Genomic DNA, 19,463 nt, shown 5'->3' on the forward strand with positions numbered 1-19,463 from the left:
ACGAGGGCAGCAGCTGTCCTTTTTGTGTACAAAAAAACTGGCATTGATTTTTCATCAATACCAAAAAGTGTATACCCGGTATGAGCTGTTTGTTTATTTTGCCAATTAATTGCGAAATAGGAAGTCGAGAAAGCTAATAAAATACGGACACGGAAATAATAGAAATTACGAAAACCATAGGCAGTTCGTTTAATTACTTTAATTTTATTGTTAGCTCCTTCAACTGGTTCGTTAGTATATGGAGTTAATTTGTTAAAACTAGCAATAATTTCGGCTTTATGTAACCTAAGAGTCCGTTGAACCTTTTGAAGTGTAGTTGGTAAAATGGTTAATTTAATCTTTAATAGTTGTTTAAGTTGTTGTTTGCTTTTCCGATTCACAGCTAAGATAAGGGCTTGATAATATTGATAGGCCTGCTTGAGATCAGAATCGAAGGCTAGTAGACGATGAATTACTTCAACATCAGTTAATTGAGCATACGCAAAATTACGTCGTGACCAGTAGTTGTCGTACTTTAGATTGCTAGCAAGCGTAACTAACACTTCCCAATAATGCTTAAGGGCTCGCCATTCATGACTGCCACTACCATAACGTTTCATAGTGTTAATCCGAATAGTATTTAGAGCTGAGCGACCACATGAAAGTGGTCGGCTAAAATAATGGCGTGAGGAAACAGCTCGTGAATTAACTTACGATAAGGAGAAAAGAGATTAACGGTAACCGTTTGAACCTACATTCTGGTAGAACGATCATAACGTAAGAAATAAGTTCTTAAATAGCGACTACGTCGGGAAAGAAGGATATCTAGAGTACGTTTATTCTCAATATTCATTAAAATCATACTCATACCGCTGGGCACAAAGCGACCAGACTTAAAATCATCAAAAGCAAGATGGCGTGGTAACCAATGAAAGTTAGGCTGAAAGAAATGATCTAATCCCTGAATGACACGACGGACAGTCCAATCAGAAACGTGTAAATCCTTCGCTATATCTTTTTGTGATTCATTATTAGTTATTTTATAAGCAATATGTAATTTGACTATCTTAGCGATATGATGATGAAAGGCAACGTCAGTTACTTGCGCTAATCTGGTTACACAGTGGGGACATTTAGCTGAACGTTTGCATATAAATTTCTGTTTACGAATCGACCAGATTACTGGTTCACCATGAGCACTATCATGTAAATAGTTGACTGTTTTAAAACCGTTTTTGAGCATCGGTCGCCCGCATTTAGGGCAACTTACGGAGTAGGTTTGGATTAGGTGGGCAACGATAAAAGTTCCTTGTTTAGCGATGTAGTTTTTACCAAATTTAGGGTCAATTTCAAGATGAGGGTCTTTAATGCTGAGAAGTAATCTGATATTATTGTCCATGAAAGATGGTCCTTTCTTAAACGAAGACGGGGGACAGCCATCTTTCGTTTTTTATTTTAAATTTAACTAAAATAAGCACTGATGTTAAGTTCATCAGTACTTAAAATTGTAGAACCACTCTATTAACTTCTGCTTTTTGATTGTTCAATTTATGTTAACAGGTCATTTTAATAGTTTGCTAAAATTTAGAGCTAAAATAATTAAAGTAGCAAATAGAAAAACAAAGATGGTTCAACGATATATGAAATTGTAATGCTGGGAAAGCAGTTTAAAATTGTAAGCGGAGTTTTAGTTAAAGAAGGCTACACGGTTGCTTCTTAATTTCACAGCAGTTTTATTAGGATTAGTAAATTAAAATGCAAAAGAGCAAATTAAAGGAGAAATTTAGTAAGATAAAAGCGTAATTACCGTTTCTTAGTAATCACGCTTTTCAAATTGTTGTTCTTATCTTGACATTTACCCTACGTGAAACTGTATTGTTTAATCAGGAGGTGACGACAGTGTCAGAAAAATATTCTATCGGTGAGGTAGCAAAGAAATTAAAGATGACGCCGCGTGCAATTCGTTTTTATGAAGAAAAGAATTTGGTAACCCCGGATTCGATTGGTAAGAACGGTTATCGTTACTATCAAGAAAAACAGATTCAGAAATTAGAGCTGGTTAATTACTTAAGAGAATTGGATTTTTCAATTAGTCAGATTAAAAGTTTATTTAATGATCAATGTGCCTCTGATTCGCTACAGTTACTATTCCGAAAACAAATTAGCGAAAATGAAAAAGAAATTTTACTTTTAAAGCAACGCCAGAAACAATTACAGCGGCTAGTTCAAACGGTTACTACACGAAAAATGAATTTAAATGATTTTACTAACATTGCACAGATTATGAAAAAAGAAGCAATATTAACAAAATTGAGAAGTAGAACACTATTCTTTGGCTTGATATTAATTGAGTTGATTGGAGTAGCTAGTGCATATTACTTTGGAAGGGCTGATTATTTTGATGCAATGATTTTAAGCATTATAGTTATGTTGATATTAGTGATATTCCTCTCCGCTTTTCTTACTAAGTATTACTACTCCCAAGTACAGTATATCTGTCCAAACTGTGGTACTAAGTTTATTCCTTCATTAGCCAGATTTACTTTCTCACCACATACACCAAAATTTAGAAAATTAGAATGTCCAAATTGTCATCATAAGTCATATTGCTTGGAGATTGCTCGGTAATATTTCCGGGGAAATATCAATACTTATTTTGCCGACATTTTCCAACCTCCCAAGCATATTCTTTGAATTTTTTGCCCAACAACTCAATAATAGAAGTAGTTATGTTTTGAGAGGAGACCTACAATGAGAATTGCTAAATTAGTTGTTGGTATTTTGCTGTTAGTATTGGCTGCATGGTTATTAGTTGATGCAATTGTAAACGGTATTCTAGGAATTTGGACCAGTCCAAATTACATCTACGCTACTTTAGAAATTATTTTATCTGGATTATTTGTTGGCGCAGGAGTAGTTTATATTATCCAAGAAAATAATCCCTTCCTTGGCGGTGATATTACCAACCTCATTTTGTTGATTGTTGGTGGAATTATTGGGATTGCTGGTGGCTTCTTCAATAGTTGGATGTTTCTATATGCGGTAATTAGCCTTGCTGTTGGCATTGGCTTCTTTATTTGGCACGTTAAGATTGGTGAAAATGTATAATTGAAATATTCTGAAAGAGGGATGGCTGAGAAAAATTAGTCATTCTTCTTTTTGATCTTTTTAAATAAAACATTTCCCGGGTAATAATATTTCCTGTCGTCTTATTGGCGGGTCCCTGTCGGCTAAATGTCGTGGTTAAAAGGAGTAGAAATTGATATCCTATAAATAAAGTAAGGGGGTATCAGAAATGATAAAAAATAATATCAAAGCGCTGCGGTTGACAAAACACCTTTCGCAAGAACAACTAGCTGAAAAGGCCAAAGTATCGGTGCGGACAATTCAACGGTTAGAAGCCGGAGAAGATGCTAGTATCTCAACCCTTAACCTAGTAGCAGGAGCGTTAGGAGTTAAAGTTGGTGATCTTTTCCCGCGGACGGATTCAGCTAAGCAACAGGAAAAAATTCAGTCTGCAGATGCACAACTTCAATCACAATTGTACCAACGTCATGAAGAATTTAAGAACTTTAAGCGGATTTACAATACTTGCTACATTATTGTAATGATGTTTTGGGGATGCTGCTTCCCGTTAATTCATAATGATGCTGCTTCTTCGATTGTCGGAATTCTTTGGATTGGTGGTTGGATGTTATTTAGTCCATTAAAAAAGTGGCTTGAATTGCGGAAGCTTAATCCAAAGTTAGATGCAAAGTATCCATTAACGGTTAATCGGATTGATAAGAATCAGGCAAGTAAGTAATTTTCATAAGCTAATTTCTTTATTTTCCTCAATAAATGAGTAAAATATAAATACCAAAAGGTTAGGGGGACTTACTTATGAAGACATTAACTGTTACTGACGCTACATTAGAACGGATTAAAAAGTACCTTAGTCCTGATAAACAAGTAGTGTTAGATTTTGATGATGGTGTTGGCCCATTTTCAGCGATCGGTAATTGTAATCTCGACGCTAATTACCGTTTGATTTTCGTTAATAAGAATGTTGACTTACCTGATTTTGACGAAAAGGTTAGTTCAAATATTGGTGATATTTATATCAAGAGTGAGCCTTACGCAAACATTCAATTTGAAAATCAGATGGAGTTACGCTTCGATCCAAAACATTTTACGATGCCATTAGTTAGCCCAACTAAGATCCTTACTGATAATGTTGAAGTAGTTGATATTAGTGAACCATTAAAAGGTGAATATACTGGAACCCATGATTGCTAAAGTTTATTAAATAGAGCCTAGTGCATTCTAATCTTGAAAATGCGCTAGGCTTTTCTTATTTATGGAATTAACCTCTAGTATTGATGTCTAATATTTGAAATGATAAATTAAACCATATGGTAGTAGGAGGTAGGTAACCAAAAGGAAGAAAAATGAGTAAATACAATCAACTATGGCAGTACATTCAAGATAACTATGACGAAGATTTTAGCCTTACATTTGCTGAAATTGGTCGTATTGCTGGAGTACCTTTAGATCACTCTTTTCTTCATTATAAGAAGGAACTGTCGGAATATGGGTTTGAAGTGCACAAGATTTCAATGAAGTACCAGCAAGTTAGCTTTCATAAGATATAGGAAGAGAATTATGAACCCACAACAAATTTACCAGTTATTAGACAAAGCTAAGATTAATTATGAGCTTATCCACCATCCAGCAGTCTTTACTAGCGCTGAAGCAGATCGGTATGTAGAAAAGTATTCGTTTGCCCGGACAAAGAACCTTTTCTTACGCACCCATAACCGGAAAAGCTATTTCTTATATGTCCTTTTGGAAAATAATCGGTTCGTTGAAAAAACATTTCGGCAGGCAGTTGGAACATCCCGGCTATCGTTTGCATCACCAGTTGAGTTGAAACAAATTTTAGGGGTAGAACCGGGAAGCGTTTCCCCATTTAACCTCCTTAATGATCAAGATAAGCAAGTAAAATTGATTGTTTCCCGTCAAGTCCTTGTGGATAACGATTTAATTGGTGTCCACCCGAACGATAATACCCAGACAATTATTTTAAGAACTACCGACTTACTAAAATTCCTAGAATGTAATAAAATTAATACTCAAATCATTAACGACTAATTTCTCAGGAAATATCAAATAATTGATAATTGACTATTTGAATGCGCTTTTATTGACACCTAGCCCTAATAACATTAAAATTTATCAATGACAATATTTATTGGGGAGTAAATAAAATATAGGAGTATTGATTAATGAGAGTTAATATTTTACAACACACTTCAAATGAAGGACCTGGATCAATTCGGGATTGGATCCATGCTAATAATAACGAAATGTATGTTTACCACCCGGATCAATTTGGTAACTTGCCAACCGTAGATGAGACTGATATGTTAGTTATTCTCGGTGGTCCAATGAGCCCTAATGATGACTTCCCTTGGCTAGAACAAGAACGTGAGTTAATTAAGAAAATGCTTGATGAGCGTAAGCCAATTTTTGGTGCTTGTTTGGGTGCACAACAGATAGTTAAGGCATTGGGCTACCAAGTTACCCAAGCGCCACACAAGGAAGTTGGCTGGGCTCCAGTCTATCGGCAAAACGATGCAATTCCAGGGATCCCAGATAAGTTAACTGCATTGCACTGGCATCAGGATATGTTTGAGATTCCTGATGATGCTAAGTTACTTTTTAGTAGCGACTTGAACGAAAATCAGGGTTTCCTTTACCACGATAATGTGATTGGTCTTCAATTCCATTTTGAGCCAATGAAGGACAACGTGCGGGAAATTGCAATTAATGATAGTGAATATCCACTTAAGGATAATGATCTTCACCAGACAACTGCTGAAATTATTGATCATGATGTTCCAGCAGAAAATAAACAAGTAATGTTTAAGTTATTAAATTACATTACCAGATAATGCTACCTAGCTATCAATGGATTAGTGAGACGCCGTAAATAGCTAGTTTAAGCACTTATCACTTTACTTTTGAGGTTGCTAACTTTGTGCTCAAAGTGTTATTGTGTAATGGTATATGAGAAATGAGGTGATCTTGAATGGCTGATCGATATGATGCAATTCGTCAAGCATTGAGCAAGCCTGAATTGAACGCAAAGCTGTTCGCATCAGAATTTGGGTTGGAAGCAAAGAAACACCGGGTATTAACTAATGGACGCGCCAGTCGTTATCCATATCCGGAAGCTCTTCGTTCCCGCCGCCATAACTTATATTTAAATTCTGGCTTTACTGACAATATGATTGATTTCGAGACGTCACCAGTTGTTGGAAGTAAGAATGCTGTTCGTCAATTGAAGATGCTCGAGCAAATTATGGTTGGTCAACTTCACGAAGATGAACGTTTATGGCCGCTTAGTATGGCTCCAGCGCCTGTATATAACCATGATTTAGATTACCTAATGACGGATAATACGAAGACTTGGGATCAAGCTAATCATGATTACTTAGGTAAGAAATATGGAATTACCCAGGAGCTACTGGGTGATGTTCACGTTAACTTCAGTTTAAATAAGGGATTAGTAAAGACCTTATATGACCAATTCTATAAGGACGAATATAGTTCACTTGTTGATTTTCAAAATCACCTTTACTTCAAGATGGCACAAGCCTTTGTCCTTTACCAATGGTTGTTCACTTACCTTTATGGAGCAAGTCCGGTTTCAGAGGATATGCACATCCCTGAACACCTTGAATTACCAGTTCGGAGTTTACGGTGCAGTGATTATGGTGATGATAACCTTCCTAATGAACAAGTTGGTTATAATTCATTAGAAGAGCACTTTGCTAAGCTACAGGAATTCATTGATAACGGGACATATTACAGTATCAAAGAATTCTTTGGTCCTGTCCGTTGTCGTCGTCATAATCAGGACGTTGGTGACTTACAAGGGATGTTAACAAAGGGAATTAACTACCTTGAGTTTCGTTCCTTTGACCTGGATCCGCTTTCCCGGACTGGGGTGAGTGATGATACCATTAACTTCCTCGAGCTTTTAATGATTAATACTTTAATCAAGCCACTTCCTGATAATTTACCAGAAAAATTAGCGGCAGTGCGGAAACTTAATAATGAGGTCGCTTTACAAAAGCCAAAGGAACAAACGCCAGAAATGCATGAGGCGGCAATTAAGATTATTGCTGAATTGCAGGACTTAGTTGATGAATTTAATGCACCACGGGAATACCGTCTTGCTCTTAAGTTTGTTCAACGACGGGTAGATGATCCAGCCTTAACAATTAGTGGTCAATTAGCGGATCAAATAGAAAATGGTAATCTTCTTTCATTTGGTTTAAAGCTAGCTAATGATCGTTTTACTGCTAACATGAACATGGCTCATCCCCTTCAAGCAATTAGTGAAAAGTATTCGGATGATACACAACGTTTAATCAAAGCTGCAATTGAATTAGGGGTTAATGTTTCCTTCAGTGATGATGGAGTAACGTTAACTGTCGGTGACCATGATGAGACTTATGAAGCACAAGGCGAATTTGAATTTCCTGACGGCCCGCGTAAGTACATCTTAGATACATTTCCTGAAGCAACTAAATTTCAGGAAGAATAATAAAGCAAATACTAAAAATAACGGAGCCTCACAATGATATTTTGTGATGCTCCATTTTTGATCGGGGAGAAGATAATGAGAAAGATTGGAATTATTGGGTTAGGTCATATTGGACGTTTATTGGCTCATGACCTTGTTGTAACTAATAAGGCAGATCAATTAGTCTTGATTGATCAGGATGATGACTTAGCGGTCGGATTGAAAACTGACTTAGAAAATGCTCAAACTGCGTTAAACACGAGGACTAAGATTCTCCTTCAGGACTACGCAGCCCTAAAAAATGCGGATATCCTTGTAACCGCGTTTGGGGATAGTAGCCTTCTAGAAAAACAACAAATGGCGGAACTTACTCGAAATGGGAAAGCAGTTCGTGAAATTGCTCCGCAGGTAAAACAAAGTGGTTTTGATGGGATTGTTCTGAACATTAGTGATCCCAATGAAGCAATTACTGCCTACCTGCAACAACAACTAGCTTTACCAACTAAGCAGGTAATTGGCATCGGGACCACAATTGATACAGCTCGAATGCGTCAGGCAGTTGCAAAGACTGCGGAATTGTCATCCCAAAATGTTAGTGGCTTTGTTTATGGTCAACATAACGGTGAGAAGGTCTTTGCCTGGTCTACGGTTACTGTTAATGGTCAGGATCTAGATAAGAGCATTAATGGTCACCACCTTGACCAAAATCAATTAAGGATTAATGCCGACCTTGATAACTGGTACACGTTCAAGGGACTTGGTTATAATGCTAGTGCTGTTGTGACATGGATCCTTCAAATGATTTCTACAATTTTAGGTAATGGTGAGTTGAGTACTTCAGTAGCAATCTACCAGCCTCAATATTCAGGATACGTTAGTTTTCCGACATTGCTTAATCGTAACGGCCAAGGTCACCCATTATTATTAAATCTTTATCCAGTGGAAGAAGCGGCTGTTAAAACTGCTGCTAATGCAATCCAACAACAACTTACGATCCTACAACAAGGAGGGAAAACAAATGATTAAATCGCTAGCTGTATATTGCGGAGCCCGAAATGGAAATGACGGGAAATATTTAAAAAAGGCGCAGGAATTAGGAGAATGGATGGCAGCCCATCAAATTGAATTAGTCTATGGTGGTGGACAGTTTGGATTAATGGGTGCGGTTGCTGACGGTGTTCTTGATAACGGTGGAACCGTTCACGGAATTATTACCGAAACCCTCGCCAGTCGTGGTGCTGCTTACTCGAAAATTCAAGATCTTAAAATTGTCCCTGATATGGATCACCGAAAAGAAAAAATGATGGCGATGGCTGATGGCATGTTAGCCCTGCCTGGTGGTATCGGAACACTTGAAGAAATTAGCCAAGCGGCCTCATGGATTACAATCGGCGAAAATCCCAAGCCTGTTGCTTTTTATAATCAAGATGACTTTTATTCACCACTAAAAGAAGCGTTCGAGCACATGAGTCAAGAAGGCTTTCTTGAAAAGATTTACCTTGATAGTATGTACTTTGGTGATGATTTTAATCAGATCCTTCAATTCATGGAACACTACACAGCACCAAGACATAGGACGTATGAAAAGTAGAGTGCGAGCCAGCAAAAAGCTTGCGGAAAGTTAGCAACTTCTCCTGATGAAGGCGATTTGCGCCTAGGAAGGAGATTGCTAACTCTAGCAAGCTTCTGGCGAGTACATTTTAACCATGTTGTCGAGAAAATAATTGGATCAAAAAAAGCCGCAATCATTGCAGCTTACTTAAGTGGTTGAATTGCATAGACCTGATCGTCAGCCTCATCGATTAAAGATACAGGACGCTGGTCGTTAGCTTGAATAGTGATATGGTAACCAAATTTATCGAGGTAAACTAATTTATCTTCACGGACTAATTGAACCGTTGCGGGAATTTCTTGATTATCAATCCCAAGTTTTAGTTCCGGAGAGATGGTGATTTTATGGGACCGATTGCGTTCTTGATCATAGTATCGCCAAGTACCGGCATAAAATATTGGTAACGCAGTCGTCGTGCTACTTTTCTTCGCGTGACTGAACCCTAAAGTACTGGAGAGTCCAGCCATTAGTCCCGCGCCGAAAAGTAACATTCCCTTTTTTTTCATATTCCATCAATCTCCTCAATTATGTGATAAGTCATTTCTACAAGAACATTATACACATATTTATATGATCGAAAGATTTCATTTCTGTTAAAAACAGACAATAATTGGTATGATAAATGTAACAAGCTAAATATCTGATAAGGGAGTTGGCTCAAATGCTTAAGTTAGGAATTATTGGAACTCATATTATTACAGACCAAATGCTGGACGCAGCTAAAACTACCGGTAAGTATAAATTGACCGCAGTTTATTCACGGACAATGGACCGGGCTAAGGAGTTCGGCCAGCCATATGGTGCTACAGAATTCTATGATGATCTTGAAAAATTCTTTGAAGACGGTGAATTCGACGTTGTATACATCGCTTCACCGAACAGTTTGCATTACCAACAAGCACGGATGGCAATTGAAAATGATAAGTTCGTGATCGTTGAAAAGCCAGCATTTGTAAACCCAAGTGAATTTTCTGGCATCCAATCATTACTTGCAGCTCACCCGAAGGCTCGTTTAGTTGAAGCAGCTCGTCATATTCACACAGCACTATATCGGGAAGCTTTGAAGAAAGTCGATGAAATGAAGGAACACTACGTTCAAGGGGCAACGATTACTGTAATGAAGTATTCTTCTCGGTATGATAAGGTCCTTGCGGGGGATAAGCCTTATCCAAACATCTTTACCTTGAAGTACGCTGGTGGTGCTTTGATGGATCTTGGTGTTTACGCTGTTTATGGAGCCGTTACAATGTTTGGCCAACCACAGTCAGTTGTTTACTACCCAACCCTTTGCAAGACCGGCGTTGACGCTAAGGGTGTTGCTATTTTGAACTACGATAAGTTCAGTGTTACATTGAACTTTGGGAAGACTGCTAATTCATACTTACCATCTGAAGTTTACGGCCTTAAGGATACTCTTGTTTTCGATAGTATTTTTGAAACTCAAAAGGTAACTTATTATGATTCCGATAAAAAGGCTCACCAACTTGATGCACCGGTTGAAAAGAATTCAATGACGGATGAAATGAATGATTTTGCAGACTTATTTAATGATCCAGACAACGAAGAACAGATGAAGAAGTACAAGGGATGGATGGATCTTTCCGAAACTGTTAACTCCGTAATGTACTCACTTCGCCAATCAGCACAATTAGAATTTCCGGCAGATAAAGATCAAGAATAGGATGGGGATAATATTTGATCGAACAATTTCAAGAAAAATTCAATCAGCAATTTAAACAACCTACTGAAATTCAGGAAGCTGTTGCTAAGCCCTTGGCAGAGGATAAGTCGATTCTCGGAATTGCGCCTACTGGTTCTGGGAAGACACTAGCATTTACTTTACCACTTCTGCCTAAAATTATGCCTGGCGCGGGGACTCAATTATTAGTTCTTGCACCGTCACAAGAATTGGCAATGCAGACGACAAGGGTAGTGCGTGAATGGGGAAATATCATTGGTGTTAAGGTGTTAGCTTTAACAGGTGGTGCAAATCTTCGTCGCCAAGTAATGAAGCTGCGTAAACATCCCGATGTTGTTGTGGGGACACCTGGACGGGTTCTCCATATGTTAGATAATCGTCACCTAAAGCTTGGTCACTTGCAGACAATGGTAATTGACGAAGCTGATGATTTATTACAGGATGATACCTTGGCAGTAGTTGAAGATATTGAACGAGCTACACCATTGAGTGCCCAATTAGCGTTTTTCTCTGCTACTAAGTCACCGGTATTTAAGCAACTTTCAGTCATGTTCGGTCGTGATATTTTAACCCTTGACGTTACATCCAAGGATCATACTCGCGGAACTGTTCGTCATGGTTATATTGACGCCCGGACTAATGCCCAAAAGACGGCGGTCCTTCGTCGCTTGACCAGTATTAAGGACTTTCGTGGTTTGGTATTCTTTAATAGTACGCGGACACTCCATTATGCTGCTAGTCGTCTTCGTCATGAACATATGTCAATTGGGACGCTAGGTGGTCGACAAAAACAAACGCAGCGGGAAAAGGCAATGCGAATGTTCCGGAAACGGCAAATTAAGTTATTATTAACGACGGATGTTGCTGCTCGAGGGCTTGATATTCCTAAGCTTCCAGCAGTGATTAACTTTGATTTGCCAACTGAGGCTAATACTTATGTTCACCGTGTTGGACGAACCGGTCGTCAGGGGGAACCGGGATTAGTAATTAACCTTGGGGACGATCACGATATCCGTGATTTGAAAAAGCTTCTTAAGGACACTGATTATAACTTGGAACACCTTTATATTAATAACGATCAGGTTACAGATCAAAAGCCACAAAAGGGTCAGAAATCTGTTTCATTACGTCGGCAGAATAGTCGTCAATTGCAACAAGAGCAATGGAGCGGTCAGACTAGTGTGGAAAAGAGTGTTCACCATACTCTTGGTAAACCAAGGAAGCCAAAGAAAAAGCCACATAAGAAGAACCGGAAAAACAAGGGGATTCGTCTAAAGCACCGTCGTAAGAGTGAGGGCGCAAAATAAACAGTTAAATAATTAACAAAAAAGAGTAAAATCTTCTTTACGAGTTCAATCGTAAATGCGATAATACTCTTTGTCTGGTCCTATAGTATAACTGGATAGTACATCCGCCTCCTAAGCGGCCGATTCCGGTTCGATTCCGGATGGGACCATATTTCGTACTTAGATTTTTTAGTGAAAACGATTAAACAGCTTAAGACTGAGAAAAACAATTTGCTTTTCTCGGTCTTATTTTTCTTTATATATCAACAGTGCAACAGGCTATTGCTAGGATTATTTATTAGCACCTAATATACTTATCCTCAAAAACAAGGAGAAGCAAATGGAATTTGGAGAACAAATCAAAGAACGACGTCAAGAGTTAAAGCTAACACAGGCGGAGGTAGCAAAAAGACTTTTTGTGACCCGACAAGCTATTTCTAATTGGGAGCATGGCAAGACATATCCTGATTTAAATATGTTAGTAAAAGTTAGTGATGTTTACCAAATTTCAATTGATTCTCTCTTAAAGGAGGACCAAAATTTGAAGAATTATTTAGAACAGGGAAAGGCATTTAACGCATTTAGCGTATTATCTGGCTTTATTTGGATCATCCTTGGACTTGGCTGTTTCATTGATGTTCCAACAAGTAGGGGAGGTCAGATTGCATGGAATGTGATAACCGTTATCATTGTAATTGCGATTATTTATGAACAGTTTATTACACCCTTTTTCCTCGGCATGAGTCAGCGGATGTATTATAAGGGAAAACAACGTCCTGGACAAAGATTATCGTTGCTAGCAAAGGTGATCTATTTTCTAATTATTCTTGACATGGTTATTGGGGTTTATTTCGTCCATCAGGGGATGCCAGGACGTTACTTCTCCTCACCGTGGCTCATTTTAGTAGGAATCCAAAATATCTTACAGAAGTATATGTGGCAACAAGATCCTAAGTTGGGGAATAAAAACAGGTAAGGTTTCATTTCCCGGGAAATAAATTTTGCTTTTTAAAAATATTATTAAATTGTTGTACAATTAAAATAGTATTTAAAAAGGAGTTGTCACTGTGCAAAAGCCGTTTAAAATCATGCTTTTATTTGGAACCCGGGCTGAAGCAATAAAGCTTGCACCAATCATCGAGCAGATGAAACAGGATCCAAATACTTGGAAGCCATCAATTGTGATTGCCGCGCAACAACAGCGGCCACTCCTTCAGCAAACAATGGATTATTTAAAATTAACGCCAGATTTTGACTTAGATCTGTCTGGACTTAAAAATACTAATTATGCTGAGCAATTGAGTCAGTTAATTCATAACTTAAATAACGTCATTAATGCCGGACAGCCAGACATGTTTCTGGTGGTTGGGGATGGCGTAACTAGTTTAGCAGCAAGCCTAGTAAGCTTTTATAACCACCTTCCTTTGGGGCATGTTGAAGCGGGGTTACGGACTTATGATAAGTACCTACCATTTCCGGATGAGATTCACCGGCGGATAACTGATAACCTAGCTGATCTTTACTTTGCTCCAACCACACGTGCTCGGGATAACCTTTTAAGTGAACATCATCCGGCACAACAAATTTATGTTACCGGTAATCCAGTAATTGATTCAGTTAAAGAACGGTTAAGTACAGACTTTCATAGTGAAATTCTGGGAAAGATCCCGGATGCTCACCGGATTATTATTTTGACAATGCAACGTTCGGAGAGTATTGGTGCTCCCATGGAACGAGTCTTCCATACGATGAAGGATATTGTTGAAACCAATAAGGATGTTGAATTAATTTATCCGGTTTATCCGAATAGTGAAGTAATGAGCCTGGCAGATGAGGTTTTGGGAAACAGGGAACGAATTCACCTAATTAAGCCACTAAACCATGGCGATTTCTTAAATATTGCTGCCCGGTGTGATTTTATTGTAACTGATTCAGGTAGCATCCAAGAAGAGGCACCGGCAATTCATAAGCCTGTCTTGCTATTGCGAGAAAAGACTGAACGTCAAGAAGCAGTCGATGTAGGTGCTGTTAAAATTGTTGGTACGGATCCAACAAGCATCCAACAGGCTGTCTTTAGTCTGCTTAACGACCATAAAGCCTATAAGAAAATGGATCAGGCCGAGAACCCGTTTGGGGATGGTCATGCCAGTGAACGGATTTTGGATATTATCGAAGAGTATTTAAGTAATAAATAGAGCCCCAGAATTCGGTTTTACCGAGCTTTGGAGCTCTATTTGGTTTTATTTAACTTTTTGGATTAATTTTAAAGCTTCATCATGACTTATGTTGTACATTTTGGTAAGTTTAGTAGCAATTTGTTCAGTTTCAAATCCTAACTGAATTAATGCTTCGATTGCTCCTTCTTCTTTTCCTTCTAGACGACCTTCTCTTCGTGCATCCATCAAATCGAGTTCATACTTCATAAAGCCATGCCTCCTTAGTGGATCTTCACGGATCCGTTTCATTTCTGATTGAATTTGCATAACAAGCTGATCACTTGGATCAATTTGGTTTTCCATTAATTTGAGAAATCCTTTCAACCCCATATTATCATGAAATTTAGTTGCTTTGGCATTATGAAAAGCAACCAAGAAAAAATAGCAGCCTTCATCAATCACTGATCAAGACTGCTAATATTTACTTGTCTTCAATTCCGCGGTTATCCTTGAAGATTAGCCATTTTGAGAAGATATAGTTTGCAATTACGACAATAACGTTATCAATAAACTTAACAATGAATTGTTGAAGTGGTGTATCAAACTTTAAGACTTGGATCCCGACATAGGTGATTACCATATCAATCACTAAGGTTAATCCACGATAGAAGAAGAAGCGGAGAATTTCCACCGCAAAATCACTAACTGTCGTGTAATGTGAGCCGAAAACCCAGACTTTATTGGTAAAGTAGGCCACCAAAACTGAAGCAAACCAGGCAAGAACTGTGGCCACTTCGACGTTCCAGTGAAGGCCAGGACTTAAAATTTGGAAGACAGCTAAGTTAACAACAGTGGTAACAACGCCCCAGAACAGGTAGGCGATAATAGACTTATACTTACTCCAGAGTTGCTTAATCATTACTTAGCCGCCTTTTTAATTAGCTTTGCGACAAATTTATCAAGAGTTTTAATATCATCTTCGTCAGGTGATAAGTTAATATGGACATTATCGGCACCCTTTGTAGCATGAGCCTTTTCAAAAGCATCGCCAAAAAGGTCAACAGCTTTACAATAGTCATCAGCGTAGTATGTATCACCCGAGCCAGCGACCCCATAAATTTTGCCAGATAAGTCAGCTTCTTGAAGGTCATCATAGAAGTCTAGTCCTTCATCTGGAAGGGCACCCTCATCATAGGTATAAGGACAAACAACACAAATATCAATGTCCTTAAAATCTTCAACGTCTGCCATTGTGATTTCAGTTTCGTCGACTTCAACACCTTGATCTTCAAAAGATTCAGTAATAATGTCGGCAACGTCTTCGTTGTTACCGGTAATGGTAGCGTAGACAACAAGTGCTTTAGCCATTTTTATTCCCCCGTTTAAAATAAATTACGTTTCATAGTATAGCATGGTTTACGACTTCTTTGGTGACAAGTGTTATACTAGTTTACGTATAAAATTAATGAAGGGGACAATTTAATGATTACATTAAAATCGCCACGCGAAATTGAAGCGATGGAAAAAGCCGGTGCCGCACTTGCTGCTATGCACATCGGAATCCGGCAATTTATTAAGCCCGGAATCTCAAGTTGGGAAGTTGAAGACTTCGCCCGGAAGTACTTTAAAGCTGCCGGTGCTAAAGCGGAACAAATTGGCTTTGAGGGTTATAAGTATGCAACCTGTGTCAGCCTCAATGATGAAATTTGTCACGGTTTCCCACGGAAAAAGTTAATCTTTAAGGATGGGGACTTAGCTAAGATTGATACCGTTGTTAGTGTTGATGGTTTCTTTAGTGATTCCTGCTGGAGTTATGGTATTGGTAATGTTAAGCCTGAAATTCAAAAGTTGATGGATGTTACTAAGAAGTCATTATTTATGGGAATCGATCAATGTGTTGCTGGTAACCGGATCGGTGATATTGGTGCTGTTATTCAACACTATACCGAAGATGAGAACGGTTATGGGGATGTTCGGGAATTTGTTGGTCACGGAATTCAACCAACGATGCACGAAGATCCAATGGTTCCTCATTATGGTGAACACGGTCAAGGCCTTCGTCTGAAGAACGGCATGACAATCACTGTTGAACCAATGATTAACACTGGTACTTGGGAAGCTGATACTAGTGATCCAAGTGGTTGGCTAGCTAAGACTGCCGATGGTGGCTGGTCTTGCCAATATGAACATACACTTGTTGTTACAGATAAGGGTCCTAAGATTTTAACTTCTCAAGATCCCGAAGCAGATGCTAAGTATATTTATGATGACAACTATGCTAAGTACCTTGACCACTACAGCAAGATCGCTAAGGACATTGCCGGACATTATGAATAAAAGAGTGTGAGCCCGTTAAAACCTTCCGGTGACTAACGATTTCTCCACTGAATGACGACTTGTCGTCAGAGGTGGAGGTCGTTAGCTCGAGGAAGGTTAGGGCGAACACGTTTCTACTATGTATTCTAGGACTATAGGTCCTTGGCGAACAGCTCTCGACTTTGTTGTCTAATTTGTTGACTCAGACCATAATAAAATTAAGTAACCACCAAAGTTAAATAAGTGGACTTCATATATTAATATGCAAAAAGGCAGATTCACTAAAGAAAATTTAGTGGTCTGTCTTTTTATTGAATATGAGAAAGAAAAAATAAGTATTTAGTAGACGCTGTTCAAAGAAATGACTCATAAACTCCTGAGAACAAATTTATAAATATACGTATAACGGAGTATATTCACTTCAATTATGAATTTTATGCGTGAATAATTAGGAAATATTGCATAAATAATATTAGAAAATAATAAGAACTTTTGCAAAAGGTCTTTTATTTTTATCAAATAGGGCTATACTTAAAATATTAAATAAATTCTTATTTTTATTTAAGAATCTTTTCCTATATTTTGGAGGTTTTTATTTTGGATGAGCAGAGTAGTAATAAAAAAATGATTACTACCTTTGGCTTAGTCACGATGATCATTACCGCCATCTTTGGTTTTGGTAATGTTTCAAACGCGTACTTACAAATGAGCTATGGGAGTATTATCTGGTATGCCTTAGCGGGGATTTGTTTCTTCTTTCCGTGTGGCTTAATGATGGCCGAATATGGTTCAGCCTTTAAGGATGCTAAGGGTGGTATTTATTCTTGGCTTGCTGGATCGATCGGTGAAAAATTAGCCTTTATCGGAACTTTCGTTTGGTTAGCATCATGGATTGTCTGGATGGTTTCCACCGCTTCCCGGATTTGGATTACTTTTTCAGCTTTGATCTTTGGTAAGGATACCACTCAACAATGGCATTTCATGGGATTGAATTCAACTGAAGTCATTGGGGTTCTTGGAATTATCTTGATGATTGCATGTACATACTTTAGTTCTCGTGGGATGACTGCGATTGCCAAGGTTGGGTCTCTTGGTGGGATCTTTACTGTTATTGTTAACATTATCTATGTTATTGCAGCATTTATCGTTTTGATTGCAAATAAGGGTGCCTTAGCCCAACCTATTCACAGTGCTAAGGATTTTGTATTATCACCAAACCCACAATTCCAAACACCAATTGCAATTATTTCATTCGTTGTTTACGCTATCTTTGCTTATGGTGGGATGGAATCACTTGGTTCAGTTACCGATAGTATGAAGAACCCTGAAAAGACTTTCCCTCGTGGTTTGATTATTGCATCAATCTTTACTATTGGTGCTTATGTTTTGATGATTTTAATGGCTGGTTGGTTTGCCAACTATAACCATGATTTTGCTAAGAGCACTACTAACCTTGGGAATGCTACTTATGTTCTCTTCAATATTTTAGGGGTTAAGCTAGGGCTAGCATTTGGCCTTCCTCACGCAACCGCTGCTGTTTGGGGTGCTGTCATGACTCGGATCGTTGCTTTTGCTCAGGCACTTGGATTCTTAGGTGCACTATTCGTTTTGATGTACTCACCAATTAAGGCCTTTATTCTTGGTTCTAACCCTGAATTATGGCCAAAGAAGTTGACTAAGTTGAACAAGGCAGGGATGCCTGCTAATGCAATGTGGTTACAGGTTACTGTTGTTTCCATCATTATCTTCTTGGTTGCCTTTGGTGGTTCTGCAGCTCAACAGTTCTACACCATCTTGACTGATATGGCTAATGTTTCTACTTGTTTCCCATACCTCTTCTTGGTTGGTGCCTTCCCATTCTTTAAGCGGAAGAAGGATATTGAACGGCCATTTGAAGTCTTTAAGAATCGTTTCTGGACAGATGTCTTGGTATGGTTTGTTGAAATTATCCTAATTGTCGGGATCCTGTTTACGTTCATCCAACCAATGCTTGATAAGGATTGGCAAACAGCATTCTGGACAATTGCTGGTCCAGTCTTCTTTGCTCTTGTTGCTTGGATCTTCTACAATGTTTCTTCAAAGAAGCACCATATCAAGGATTAAGAAGAGTCGGCTGTTTAGAAATCTCAATATTTAAATTATAAAAAGCGGAAAAATTCGAGTTGCTTCGAAACTTTTCCGCTTTTTCGTTTTAAATTTATGGAGGATCATTTACACTTTCTAAATTAATGATAGGAAATCTTATTATGTATATAAGATATATACTCAAGGAGGAGAAAACAATGACAGTTAAAATGAGACAAGTTGGTACATCGGATGTCCTTACTGTTCCAAAATCAATTAAAAACCGTAGTAGTGAATATGAAGTATACCAGGATCGAAATGGTGCAATTGTATACATGCCTAAACGAAAAAACCGTTTAAAGATAGCAAATTTGTAGAGAAGCATCTTTACAATGGTGATGATACAGGATTTGTTAATGGTGGGGTAAAAGAAGATGAACTACCACAATAATAACTATATTCCCCAAAAGCAAGATATAATTTGGATTAATTTTGAACTATACGTTGGTGAATAAATTCGTGGAAGACATCCAGCAATTGTGATGAGTTCATCTAATTATAGTAGAGTTACTGGCTTAGTAATGGTAATGCCGATTACACATGCTTATAATAAACGCTAAAGAGATTTCTTTATTCCATTACATACAAAACAAGTGGAAGGTTTTATTAATCCGCTCCAAATTTTTACATTTAGTATATATAAACGAAAAGCTGAATTTAGTGGAGAAGTTGCCAGTCCTCAAGATTGGGCTCGTGCATTAATGATTCATGGAGA

The 19,463-nt window shown here is 38.1% G+C and carries 21 protein-coding genes, 1 tRNA gene and 1 pseudogene; 18 read left to right on the top strand and 5 right to left on the bottom strand.

What is annotated here, in order from left to right:
- Nucleotides 1-83 precede the first annotated feature (83 nt).
- Nucleotides 84-1,378 (bottom strand): annotated as a pseudogene (locus tag NFR46_RS09470) (ISL3 family transposase); the annotation flags it as partial.
- 500 nt (nt 1,379-1,878) lie between these two features.
- On the opposite strand from NFR46_RS09470, the gene NFR46_RS06385 reads away from it, so the two are divergent.
- The 10 genes from NFR46_RS06385 (at nt 1,879) to NFR46_RS06430 (ending at nt 9,146) form a co-directional block, all read left to right on the top strand.
- Entirely contained in the window at nt 1,879-2,607 is a 729-nt protein-coding gene (locus tag NFR46_RS06385; RefSeq protein ID WP_251575714.1) for a MerR family transcriptional regulator, read from the top strand.
- Between the two features lie 123 nt (nt 2,608-2,730).
- The gene (locus tag NFR46_RS06390; protein ID WP_251575716.1) at nt 2,731-3,087 is read left to right on the top strand and encodes a hypothetical protein; all 357 of its coding nucleotides are present in this window, start codon (nt 2,731-2,733) and stop codon (nt 3,085-3,087) included.
- Nucleotides 3,088-3,274: 187 nt separating this feature from the next.
- A complete protein-coding gene (locus tag NFR46_RS06395; protein WP_251575718.1) occupies nt 3,275-3,784 on the top strand; it encodes a helix-turn-helix domain-containing protein in 510 nt (169 codons plus the stop codon).
- Between the two features lie 77 nt (nt 3,785-3,861).
- Entirely contained in the window at nt 3,862-4,257 is a 396-nt protein-coding gene (locus NFR46_RS06400; RefSeq protein WP_251575720.1) for an iron-sulfur cluster biosynthesis family protein, read from the top strand.
- 152 nt (nt 4,258-4,409) lie between these two features.
- A complete protein-coding gene (locus NFR46_RS06405; protein ID WP_251575722.1) occupies nt 4,410-4,613 on the top strand; it encodes a hypothetical protein in 204 nt (67 codons plus the stop codon).
- 10 nt (nt 4,614-4,623) lie between these two features.
- Complete coding sequence (locus tag NFR46_RS06410; RefSeq protein ID WP_251575724.1) at nt 4,624-5,112, top strand: prolyl-tRNA synthetase associated domain-containing protein; 489 nt, start codon at nt 4,624-4,626, stop codon at nt 5,110-5,112.
- 134 nt (nt 5,113-5,246) lie between these two features.
- Nucleotides 5,247-5,915: a type 1 glutamine amidotransferase gene (locus tag NFR46_RS06415; protein ID WP_251575726.1), complete on the top strand. Its 669-nt coding sequence runs from the start codon at nt 5,247-5,249 to the stop codon at nt 5,913-5,915.
- A 137-nt stretch (nt 5,916-6,052) separates the two neighbouring features.
- Nucleotides 6,053-7,576 (top strand): glutamate--cysteine ligase, encoded by a 1,524-nt coding sequence (locus tag NFR46_RS06420; RefSeq protein WP_251575728.1) that lies wholly within the window; start codon nt 6,053-6,055, stop codon nt 7,574-7,576.
- 75 nt (nt 7,577-7,651) lie between these two features.
- On the top strand, nt 7,652-8,581 hold the full coding sequence (locus tag NFR46_RS06425; protein ID WP_251575730.1) for a lactate/malate family dehydrogenase: 930 nt from the start codon (nt 7,652-7,654) through the stop codon (nt 8,579-8,581).
- Entirely contained in the window at nt 8,574-9,146 is a 573-nt protein-coding gene (locus NFR46_RS06430) for an LOG family protein (RefSeq protein WP_251575732.1), read from the top strand. Before NFR46_RS06425 ends, NFR46_RS06430 begins: the two co-directional genes overlap by 8 nt.
- 164 nt (nt 9,147-9,310) lie before the next feature.
- Here NFR46_RS06430 and NFR46_RS06435 read toward each other — a convergent pair whose 3' ends face one another.
- Complete coding sequence (locus NFR46_RS06435) at nt 9,311-9,673, bottom strand: DUF4828 domain-containing protein (protein ID WP_191684572.1); 363 nt, start codon at nt 9,671-9,673, stop codon at nt 9,311-9,313.
- 155 nt (nt 9,674-9,828) lie between these two features.
- Between NFR46_RS06435 and NFR46_RS06440 the strand changes: the two genes are divergently transcribed.
- The 5 genes from NFR46_RS06440 (at nt 9,829) to wecB (ending at nt 14,347) form a co-directional block, all read left to right on the top strand.
- Nucleotides 9,829-10,848: a Gfo/Idh/MocA family protein gene (locus NFR46_RS06440; protein WP_251575734.1), complete on the top strand. Its 1,020-nt coding sequence runs from the start codon at nt 9,829-9,831 to the stop codon at nt 10,846-10,848.
- A 14-nt stretch (nt 10,849-10,862) separates the two neighbouring features.
- Complete coding sequence (locus tag NFR46_RS06445; protein WP_251575736.1) at nt 10,863-12,173, top strand: DEAD/DEAH box helicase; 1,311 nt, start codon at nt 10,863-10,865, stop codon at nt 12,171-12,173.
- A gap of 76 nt (nt 12,174-12,249) precedes the next feature.
- A tRNA-Arg gene (locus tag NFR46_RS06450) sits at nt 12,250-12,322 on the top strand.
- 170 nt (nt 12,323-12,492) lie between these two features.
- Complete coding sequence (locus NFR46_RS06455; RefSeq protein ID WP_251575738.1) at nt 12,493-13,128, top strand: helix-turn-helix domain-containing protein; 636 nt, start codon at nt 12,493-12,495, stop codon at nt 13,126-13,128.
- A 91-nt stretch (nt 13,129-13,219) separates the two neighbouring features.
- Nucleotides 13,220-14,347 (top strand): non-hydrolyzing UDP-N-acetylglucosamine 2-epimerase, encoded by a 1,128-nt coding sequence (wecB, locus tag NFR46_RS06460; RefSeq protein ID WP_251575740.1) that lies wholly within the window; start codon nt 13,220-13,222, stop codon nt 14,345-14,347.
- A gap of 45 nt (nt 14,348-14,392) precedes the next feature.
- On the opposite strand, the gene NFR46_RS06465 is transcribed toward wecB, so the two are convergent.
- The 3 genes from NFR46_RS06465 to NFR46_RS06475 all read right to left on the bottom strand — a co-directional run bounded on the left by NFR46_RS06465 (nt 14,393) and on the right by NFR46_RS06475 (nt 15,676).
- A complete protein-coding gene (locus NFR46_RS06465; protein ID WP_251575742.1) occupies nt 14,393-14,671 on the bottom strand; it encodes a hypothetical protein in 279 nt (92 codons plus the stop codon).
- A 118-nt stretch (nt 14,672-14,789) separates the two neighbouring features.
- Nucleotides 14,790-15,227 carry a GtrA family protein gene (locus NFR46_RS06470; protein ID WP_251575744.1) on the bottom strand — a complete coding sequence of 146 codons (438 nt, stop codon included), beginning with the start codon at nt 15,225-15,227 and terminating at the stop codon, nt 14,790-14,792.
- On the bottom strand, nt 15,227-15,676 hold the full coding sequence (locus NFR46_RS06475; RefSeq protein WP_251575746.1) for a flavodoxin: 450 nt from the start codon (nt 15,674-15,676) through the stop codon (nt 15,227-15,229). The genes NFR46_RS06470 and NFR46_RS06475 overlap by 1 nt, the downstream gene beginning before the upstream one ends.
- A gap of 114 nt (nt 15,677-15,790) precedes the next feature.
- Between NFR46_RS06475 and map the strand changes: the two genes are divergently transcribed.
- The 3 genes from map to NFR46_RS06490 all read left to right on the top strand — a co-directional run bounded on the left by map (nt 15,791) and on the right by NFR46_RS06490 (nt 19,065).
- Entirely contained in the window at nt 15,791-16,645 is an 855-nt protein-coding gene (gene map / locus NFR46_RS06480) for a type I methionyl aminopeptidase (RefSeq protein WP_251575749.1), read from the top strand.
- A 576-nt stretch (nt 16,646-17,221) separates the two neighbouring features.
- A complete protein-coding gene (gene yjeM / locus NFR46_RS06485) occupies nt 17,222-18,727 on the top strand; it encodes a glutamate/gamma-aminobutyrate family transporter YjeM (protein WP_251575751.1) in 1,506 nt (501 codons plus the stop codon).
- A 179-nt stretch (nt 18,728-18,906) separates the two neighbouring features.
- On the top strand, nt 18,907-19,065 hold the full coding sequence (locus tag NFR46_RS06490) for a hypothetical protein (protein ID WP_251575753.1): 159 nt from the start codon (nt 18,907-18,909) through the stop codon (nt 19,063-19,065).
- Nucleotides 19,066-19,463 lie beyond the last annotated feature (398 nt).

Source organism: Limosilactobacillus agrestimuris (assembly GCF_943193105.1).
Taxonomy (GTDB): Bacteria; Bacillota; Bacilli; order Lactobacillales; family Lactobacillaceae; genus Limosilactobacillus; species Limosilactobacillus agrestimuris.